The following is a 6,255-nucleotide window of genomic DNA, read 5'->3' on the forward strand; positions in this document are numbered from 1 at the left end:
GTTCGGAGTGGTGCCCCGCGCTGCGCGCGGGTAATGGAGTGGGACTCCGCGCGTTGCGCGGAGTTGGCTCTGCGCTGCGCTCCGAGCCGTGTTTCCTTCCGTAAGAATTTTCGCTGAATCCGCAGGTTGGGGGTGATGGTCTTCCGGCTCTCCGCTTACGCTTCGAGCCAGCTCCTCCTTCGTCGCTGCGCTCCTAGAAGGAGCCTTGAGGGTCCGTCCGCTGCGCTCCCGGACCTGGCCCGCATGCGCGGGCGGCTGGCCGCAGGGGTGGACCAGGGTGGTCGACTGGTTGTTTCCTTCGCCTCAGAACTTTGGGTGAATCCGTGGTTTGGGTGTGTGCCCCCTTGAGGGGGTGTTGGGGTGGGCGGGTCTGTGGTGTGTCGGAGTGTGAGCAGGAGAGGAACTCAACCTCTGTGCAGCCGTACCCGCCTGACATCACCTCAGGGGGTGTGTGCCAGGCGGGTTGGGGGGAGGTGTCAGTCGTGCTGCCACCAGGTCACTGCGAGGCCGGCCAGAAGGGCCCCGAGGTGACGAACGGCTCCGGCGAGGAGCGCTGCGGAGACGAGGCGCCGCCACGAGGCAGGAGCGGGCGCACCGTGGTCGTGGGGCGGGGTGGTGGAGGGCCTGTGGTTCTTCTTCCGCATCGCGGGGTGTCCTTCGTTCGGGCCGGCTTCAGCGGCGTGGGCTGTGGTGCTGGGACCAGTGAGCCAGAGTCGCGAGAGGGCAGAAAATTGCGCTTCTCGGGGTTGTAATGGTGGGCATGGCACGAGGGGCGCCGAGTCCGGCTGATCTGCAGGTGGTGCGTGAACTTGCTGCGCGGGAGATGGTGGTGACGCCAAGCCAGCTGGAGAGCTGGCGGCGGGTGGGCTTATTGCCGCGTCATCGACGGCGAGGACTGGGGCGCGGCCGGGGGTCGGTGGTGGACGCGGTCGATCCGCTGGTGGTGGAGAGTGCGGCGGCGCTGGCCCGGCATCTTCGGCAGGGGCGGGACCGGCGGCTGGCCGTGCTGGCATGGTTCGCCGAGGCCGGGACGCCGACGGCGGCGCCGGGAACGGTCCCGGTGCCGGAGCCGCCGGTGGCCGCCGTGCGCGAGGCCCTGGTGTGGGCGCTGCAACGCTCGGCGTCGCAGAGGCTGGTGGAGTTCGCGCGCAGCGCGGCCGGGGCCGGCGAAGAAGGGCAGGACGCCCTGTACGCGGCCGCCGACCGGCTCATGGGGCCGTACCGCGGGCGGGCTAACCCCGCGCTGGTGCGTGCGGCGCTCGAAGCCGGTGGGGACGTGCCGGTCGAGGCCGGGGGGCCGGATGGCAGGAGCATGGTGCACGTGGCCGCCGCGATCGGCCTGGGCGCGCAGGAGGTCGGGGCGGACGCGCTGGCCGAGGCGTTCGCCGCCTTCGGCATGTTCGGGCTGACGGCCGAGGACTGGGCGCAGATGCTGGGTGCTGTGGAGCGCGGCGAGGGGCCCGAGGTGGACTGGGGACTGCTCCAGCAGAACGCGGACATCGTGGCCCAGGTGCAGCGGGCGAGTGACGAGGAGCTGCTGCGCGCACGAGAGGTGCTGGTCGGGATGCGTATGTTCTACGCGCTGTACGTGCTGCACGGACTGCTCCTGCCGGACACCCCCGCGCAGGCCGCGCTGCGGGAGCGGATCGACGAGTGGGGCATGTTCCCGTTCCTGGACCACGTCATCGCCATCAACCCCTCCCCCATGCGGTTCGCCGAGTCCCTGGCGGTCTTCCTCGAGCCGCTCTTCGACGGGCTGTACCAGATCCTCATGGACCAGTTCGCCGAGAACCCGGACATCTTCAGCATCCCCGGCGACGAGAGGGGGGCCGTCGGCTTCGGGGAGAGGTGGATACGCTCCATGGAGGAGCTGACCAACGGTCGCTGGCAGGCGGCGAACGGCGGCGCAGACCACGACCCTGGTGAAGGGGCGTGGGTGCAGGCCGGATGACCTGACCTTGCCGCAGCCTCGGTGATGGCGGCTGCGTGCCTTTTCGTGGAGGAGTGCAGCAAGACTGGTGATGCGGGCGGGTGGTTCCTCCCACTGGGGAGGGTCCTCAGCGCGGCGGCCGGCTCCGGGTGCAGGGCGCCGGGGAGGAGACCACGAGGTGCTGCCGTGATCACCTGCGTGGCCACCGCCGCTTGTACGTGAAGTCAGCTGGCGTCGGTTTCAGAGTGGTGGCGCTGTGCTCGGGCACCGGCGACTGGACAGCCGTTCGGGCGCTGGGCGTTGCCCGGGCGGGCTGCCTCCCCTATCCCTGCCGGTGCGTTCGTCCTCCGTCTGTCACCGTGCCGGTGACGCGCTGCGACTTGTGTACCGCCGCTCCACTCTAGGGCAACGGGTGTCGCGCGTCTGTGCAGGTCAGAGGGGGGTGACGCATTTTCGGGCAGCACGAAATTGTGGGAACCAGTGGCCGTTGCTGCCGCGGAAAACGACTCGGGAGGCGTTTTCGGGTCCGCCGACACATGGTACCGATGGACGCTCAGGAGCGTGGTTCGTACGACGAGGGGCGCTTCCCCACCAGTCAGACAAGGGCAGTTGACGGTCATCTCATGGAGCTGCTTAGCGCGCCTGCGACAGGCATCCCGTCGAGGCGGGTGTCCCCATGGCTTGCGGTACCCGTCCCGCAACCCGCCTGCGTCTGAGCAGGCGATACGTCGAGCACCACCGGCTGCAGCGAAGTGGCCGGCAGCGCGCGCAATGGTTGCGGGACGACAGCTGTCGTAAAGCTGTTTGCCTAATGATGATTGCTCGGCAGTGATTTCGCGGCGGCGGGCGCGCGGCAAATCGCCGACTCATGCTGATTTGGATTGCCGAGTCAACATGCAGCCGGATCGGTTTTACATCATCGGGTAAATCAATGCCGCGGGCCGCAAAGTCGGGGAGTCAGCTTTGGTCGTCAATTGGTTTTGGAGACGTGCTAACGTATCGGTTAGCAGTCCACACATGGGTGTGGGCCTCGCACCCTGGAAAACGTGCACGAGGCTCACGTGGCACGACGTGGACTGAGGGCCTGCCCCGTTGGAGCGGGGTGGGCCCTCCCACTTCTCCGCAGTTCAGTCCGTCAGTTCGTCCACCACGCGCAGCGCGTAGTAGACGACCCGCAGGACAGTGGCCACGGGCCGCATGCGGGCGATGGCCCGCAGGATGCGGCGAAGCAGCTTGGTCCTCGCCGGCCTGCCCCGAGGAGCAGGCTCGGACATGCGTCATACCTCCCTTCTGGTATCCGGACCGCCAATCGGCGGTGATCCGTCAGGGAAGGATCACATTACCGCAGTCCCGCAGTCGAGTTGTTCACTCGGCGGCTTCGCGGGCGGTCTCGCTCCAACAATCCTTGGTAATTTTCCAGGGACCCCGGGCCGTGATGCGCCTATTAGAGGTCCTCATTTTCTAGAGAGTTATCTATAGAGTTGCTGGTCAGCGGATCGGGGCAATCGACGGTCCCGGGGTGACCCGGGAGCCGTCCGCGATGGCAGGTGACGTGGGTCACAGTTCTTCCGGTGCTGCTGCGGAGCGGTCCGGTCCGCGCGGACGCGGTGCTCCGAAGGGCGCCAGCGCTCCAACGCGGGTTGCTCCTGAGCGCAGGTTCACAGTCGGCATTCTCGCGTCTCGTCTCCCGCTCACCCCTGTGTGGTGCCGTGTCCGACACCAGCCGGGGCGGTCTACCGTGTCGTGCCATGACGGTCTTGGTCATCGGCGGAAGCGGCTTCCTGGGCACCGAGTTGATCCGGCAGGCCCTCATGGCCGGGCACGCAACGGCCGCGACCTACGCGACCAGGCCCGGCACCGCTTCCCACGCCACCTGGTACCCACTCGACCTGCGGGATCCCGGACGCGTGGACGCCGTCATGGCCGAAGTCGGCGCGGGTCTCGTCGTCAACGCATCGAGCGGCGACGCCGACTGGGCGGTGACCGCGCAGGGGCCCGTCCGGCTGGCGATGGCGGCGGCGAAGTACGGAAGCCGCCTGGTCCACGTGTCCAGCGACGCGGTGTTCTCCGGCGCCCAAGTCCACTACGACGAGTCGTGCCTGCCCGACCCCATCACCCCGTACGGGGCGGCGAAGGCGGCAGCGGAGACCGGAATCCTCCTCGTGCATCCGCAGGCCGTCGTCGCCCGCACGTCGCTGATCATCGGCGACGGCGGGTCCGTGCACGAGCGCCTAGTGCACGAACTGGCCGTCGGCACCCGGGAGGGCGTCCTGTTCACCGACGACATCCGCTGCCCCGTCCACGTCGCCGACCTGGCCGCCGCCCTCCTGGAACTGGCGTGCGGCGACGCGGCCGGCGTCCACCACCTCGCAGGGCCCGACCCCGTGAGCCGTCACGAACTCGGCACCCTCATCGCCAGGCGTGACGGGCTGGACGCCTCTCAGCTGCCCACGGGCCTGCGAGGTCACAGCGCACTTCCCGGCGCCCTCGACGTACGCCTCGACAGCCGAGCCACCCGGCGGAAGCTAGGCACCACCCTGCGCGGCGCCCGCCAGTTCTGCACCACAACAACCTGACCGCCCAGCCTGACACCGCGTTGCGGGCCCGGGCCGGGGCGCAGGTGGAGGTAGCCGGGCATGGTGGCCGCGTGGACAGGGGGATCCGCCAGGCCTCGGCCTGCGCGCCGGTGAGCTGCGGCCCGAGTTGGACGCAGGAGGAGCGGTCCGCGGCTGACTCCGCCAGCCGTGGCTGAGATGTCCCTCGAAGGGCGCGGCGAGACACTCCCGGCGCCCGGCGGAGCCGGGTTGAGCACGGCGCAGCGTCGAGCCGGTATCCGCGCTACGCCCGGAGGGACGGCGCCGTACGCCCTCTGGTGGGCGTGCGGGCTGCGGTCGACGATGTTAGTGAGGAATCACAGACGGGGGTGGAGCGTGGAGCTCGGGGCGTTCTTCAGCAGCGGCGACGGATGGGCCGAGTGGGTGCTCGACGTCGGGCTGATGGAGTCGCTGCGGTTCGGGCCTCCGGACGGTCACACCGACCTGGACGTGGCGATCGCGCTGACCCGGCTGCTGTACGACGACTTCGTCTCCTACGGGACCGACGGCCGGGACATGCGCCTGACCAACGACACCGTGCCCGTTGTCATCAAGGCCCACCGCGCCGTCGTCGAGCGTCTCGCTCTCAAGCCGCCGGCGTGGCCGTTCCGGACGTTCGACGGCCCGCGCGGCTTCGGTTCGTACTGGCGTGACAACGACATGAGCGGCAGCTGGAAGGCCCGCCGTGACTGCGTGGAGAAGCTCCTCGGCCCGACCAGGGACGCGCTGGAGGAACTGCAGGAACTGGAGTACGAGGCCCGGTTCCGCAACGGGCCGGCGGGCAGCTTCAAGAACCTGATCTTCGCCGCCGACGGCGAGAAGCCCGAGATGGTGCTGCGGGACGCGGTGAACAACGACGTGGAGATCGTCCGCAACGCGCACACGTGTCTGGTGTTCACCGATCCGCTGCCGCCGCAGGGCCTCACCTGGCGGCAGATGGTCGCCTGGTGGAAGAAGAACCACCAGCCGGACACCGACGAGAAGATCGCCGCGAGCGGCCTGTACCGGCGTCTGTACCGGTCGCTGGACTCCGTGCCCGAGCAGCTGGTGATGCGGACGTACTGCGCCCGCTACGCCGAGGACGGCGGCTTCGACCTGCCCGCGCTGATCCCGCAGGTCTACCTCCACTACGACCCCTACACCCGCCGCAGCGGCAAGCAGTCCGGCGCGCTGCCCCGCCAGCGCATGGACTTTCTGCTCCTGGCCCCCGACCGCTCCCGCATCGTCATCGAGGTCGACGGCGTCCAGCACTACGGCCGCCCCAACCCGCCCGACGACAAGGGGCGGATCACGCACACCGCCGTCCCGCGGCTGTACGCGGAGATGGTCGCCGAAGACCGCCGGCTACGGCTGGCCGGATACGAGATCTACCGCTTCGGCGGCTGGGAACTCACCCAACCCCACGCCGAACAACTGGTGGAGAACTTCTTTACCGAACTCCTCGCCCGGCACCAGAAACCGGCCTTGTAGATCGGTGTCGTCTCGCTGTGGGCCGTGCCGTGGAGGCCGAGCTCATGCGCCCGCTGAGCGGAACCGTCGCCGTTCACGGACAGCCGGTGAGAACCGTCGTGCCAGCAGCCCCGGCACCGGGAGAGGGTATGCGGCGGGACCGGCCCGCTTCGGACCGGTCCCGACCGGTACAGGCCCGGTGTCAACGGGTCTGTGGTGTCCCTGCGTTGCTTCGGTTTGCGGCCAGTAGCGTGTCAGGGAGGCCCGAGGGCCGGGGCGGGG

General features: G+C 69.2%; 4 protein-coding genes. 3 read left to right on the top strand and 1 reads right to left on the bottom strand.

The window, feature by feature from the left end; genetic code table 11:
• The first annotated feature begins 919 nt into the window (after positions 1-919).
• Positions 920-1,951: a hypothetical protein gene (locus tag MXD57_RS30900; RefSeq protein WP_250405527.1), complete on the top strand. Its 1,032-nt coding sequence runs from the start codon at positions 920-922 to the stop codon at positions 1,949-1,951.
• Between the two features lie 1,106 nt (positions 1,952-3,057).
• Here MXD57_RS30900 and MXD57_RS30905 read toward each other — a convergent pair.
• Positions 3,058-3,204 carry a hypothetical protein gene (locus MXD57_RS30905; RefSeq protein ID WP_250405528.1) on the bottom strand — a complete coding sequence of 49 codons (147 nt, stop codon included), beginning with the start codon at positions 3,202-3,204 and terminating at the stop codon, positions 3,058-3,060.
• A 474-nt stretch (positions 3,205-3,678) separates the two neighbouring features.
• Here MXD57_RS30905 and MXD57_RS30910 point away from each other — a divergent pair, with 474 nt between their 5' ends.
• Positions 3,679-4,506: an SDR family oxidoreductase gene (locus tag MXD57_RS30910; protein WP_250405529.1), complete on the top strand. Its 828-nt coding sequence runs from the start codon at positions 3,679-3,681 to the stop codon at positions 4,504-4,506.
• Positions 4,507-4,860: 354 nt separating this feature from the next.
• Positions 4,861-5,994 carry an endonuclease domain-containing protein gene (locus MXD57_RS30915; RefSeq protein WP_250405530.1) on the top strand — a complete coding sequence of 378 codons (1,134 nt, stop codon included), beginning with the start codon at positions 4,861-4,863 and terminating at the stop codon, positions 5,992-5,994.
• Positions 5,995-6,255 lie beyond the last annotated feature (261 nt).

It is taken from the genome of Streptomyces cellostaticus (genome assembly GCF_023630175.1).
Taxonomy (GTDB): Bacteria; Actinomycetota; Actinomycetes; order Streptomycetales; family Streptomycetaceae; genus Streptomyces; species Streptomyces cellostaticus_A.